The sequence below is a fragment of the Moorena sp. SIO3I6 genome (genome assembly GCF_010672095.1).
Genome location: NZ_JAAHHU010000795.1, coordinates 1 through 2,187 on the forward strand (window position 1 = coordinate 1; position 2,187 = coordinate 2,187).

Below are 2,187 nucleotides of genomic sequence, written 5' to 3' on the forward strand. Positions count from 1 at the left end.
TCATCACCATTGCCAGAATCACAGTCAGAATAGACCGATAACTTCTCATCATCATTGTTTGTTCGCTAGCCAACCGATCGGGAAAACTATTTAAGGTTCGTCACGTACTATAACCCAATATTGCTCCCATCAAACGCAAAGTTTAATACCCAATACGGCAGATTGACCACTGATTGTGTCCAAGCTTACCTACCCAAGCACTACTTTCAGCAAGATCTTGGTTGGCGAAATACTAATCAAATCACGAGCTGCTCAGGTAGACGCTGCTGGGAGCATGTCAACTTTATAATTAGGACTATATTCAGGAAGATACTCTAACTCTAAATGAATATTCGGCAGTTTTTATTATAGTTTTTATTATCTGCTTTTTTTGTGAAAATTTGCATTGTATAAAATCATGATTATTTTAGTTTTTTTTTAGCAAAATGTTCTTTTTTATTTACCGCTCATACTCATTTATTAACTAGTTCTCAATAAAAGGCTTTTTAAAAAAACTAAATAAGTAATTTCACTCAATTACTGCATCTTAAATTTTATTTAATACATGAGTGTTGTCACTATTGCTATTGCTAGTCAATTTTTATAAATTAATAGAAAAGCAAGTAATTATTTTGCCATAGTTTAGAAGCTACAGGGTGTTTAACAGGTTTTAAATCTACGCAAACTACAAAAACTTGATCCCTTTTACAAAAAAACATGACTAACATTTTAAAAAAGTTATCTTTCGTTGCCACAAGTGCAGTTCTTGGCTTCACTGTCATTCAGGCTAATCCTGTTAATGCAGCTTCCATGATTTATGATTTGGAAGTTAGTATAGATTCAGGTGTTTTAGCTGGTGAAACCTACTCTGGATTTTTTGAGTTTGATGATTCAGGACTAACGGGAATAGATGAAGAATTTTTATCAGTCTCCAATATCAGTTTTGACTTTGGTGGTGTTAACTACACTGAAACTAATAGTTTATCCGATCCTGAAGCTGTATTTTTCGATGGTGATTTCTTAGGGTTGAGTTGGTCAGATGATGAATTCTCTTTTATAGCTGGTTTCTTTGACCTTAGTGAAGCTTTCTTTGCATACGATATTCCTCAAGGAGCTGGTGCAGGAGACATTGCATACACTTTACGTGCAGATACCCCAGCATCTACACCAGTATCTACACCTGAACCAACTGCTATTTTTAGTTTGTTAGCTTTGGGTGCTACAGGTTGCAGTGGTGTTTTGAAAAAGAGAAAGTAAACATCATTATCAAAAAATACCAGATATTTTTTCAATAAATATCTCAAAAAAATAATGTAGGGATGTTCTATGGAGCGCTGGGGAGGTCACATGCAAGCTATAATCCTTACTGGGTAATATGTTCAGCCTATCTGTTAATTCAGGCGCGCTTTCCGCATCTAATTATTAAATTCACGCTTTGGTGCGCGCCTCCAAGGCGCGGCCTTGGGTTGCACACCTAGGAGTGGGTTAATGGAAGCAGGGAGCTTTGCAGCAGGGATCAGCAATAGCGCTATAGTTGTTAAGGCTTTTTTCCGTTACAGCACAATGGTAGTCTGCTATTAACTCAGATTAATCAGACCGAACCTATTGGCAAAATGAGCGATCGCAATATTATTACCATCGAACCGGATAAGCGAGCTGGGAAACCGTGTATTCGGCAGATGCGAATAACGGTTTATGACGTTTTAGCCTGGCTAGCAGCTGGTATGTCTCACGCCGAAATTGTCGATGACTTTCCAGAATTGACGGAAACAGACATTAGAGCTTGTCTAGAATTTGCTGCTGATCGCAACATCCTTTAATTGCCACGGATAGTGAATAATTCAGGTTCTTCAGTACCTTTTATGCTAAAGTTCCAGTTAAAAAACTCAGAAAGCTTACTGTAAAAATAAAATTAGGCTCTTCAACTAACAAAAATTACTGAATACAGCCTCTTTCCTCTGTTCCCTGTTCCCTGTTCCCTGTTCCCTTTTACAGACTGTTTATTGAGCATAACAGGTACGGTAGAGCTATAATTCAAGCTTTGCGTCGTAGAAACGGCACCAGGATTTCACTAATTTCCTTCGACCAATGCTCCTGAGGGTAATGTCCAGCTTCCTCCAGCTTCACTAATTCCTTATTCTTAAGCTGATTAGCAAATTGCTCAGCTTGCTCAACCGGAAGCCAAGGGTCTTTGAGTCCCCAAACAAT

At 38.0% G+C, this 2,187-nt stretch carries 2 protein-coding genes; both read left to right on the forward strand.

Annotated features, from left to right (window positions below):
- Nucleotides 1-696: 696 nt before the first annotated feature.
- On the forward strand, nt 697-1,236 hold the full coding sequence (locus tag F6K49_RS42820; RefSeq protein ID WP_075904427.1) for a PEP-CTERM sorting domain-containing protein: 540 nt from the start codon (nt 697-699) through the stop codon (nt 1,234-1,236).
- 356 nt (nt 1,237-1,592) lie between these two features.
- A complete protein-coding gene (locus F6K49_RS42825; protein ID WP_075904425.1) occupies nt 1,593-1,799 on the forward strand; it encodes a DUF433 domain-containing protein in 207 nt (68 codons plus the stop codon).
- The last annotated feature ends 388 nt before the right edge of the window (nt 1,800-2,187 follow it).

What these genes read in the sequence shown, in the direction of transcription:
- F6K49_RS42820 (WP_075904427.1), top strand. Translation starts at nt 697, where the DNA reads ATGACTAACATTTTAAAAAAGTTATCTTTCGTTGCCACAAGTGCAGTT.
- F6K49_RS42825 (WP_075904425.1), top strand. Translation starts at nt 1,593, where the DNA reads ATGAGCGATCGCAATATTATTACCATCGAACCGGATAAGCGAGCTGGG.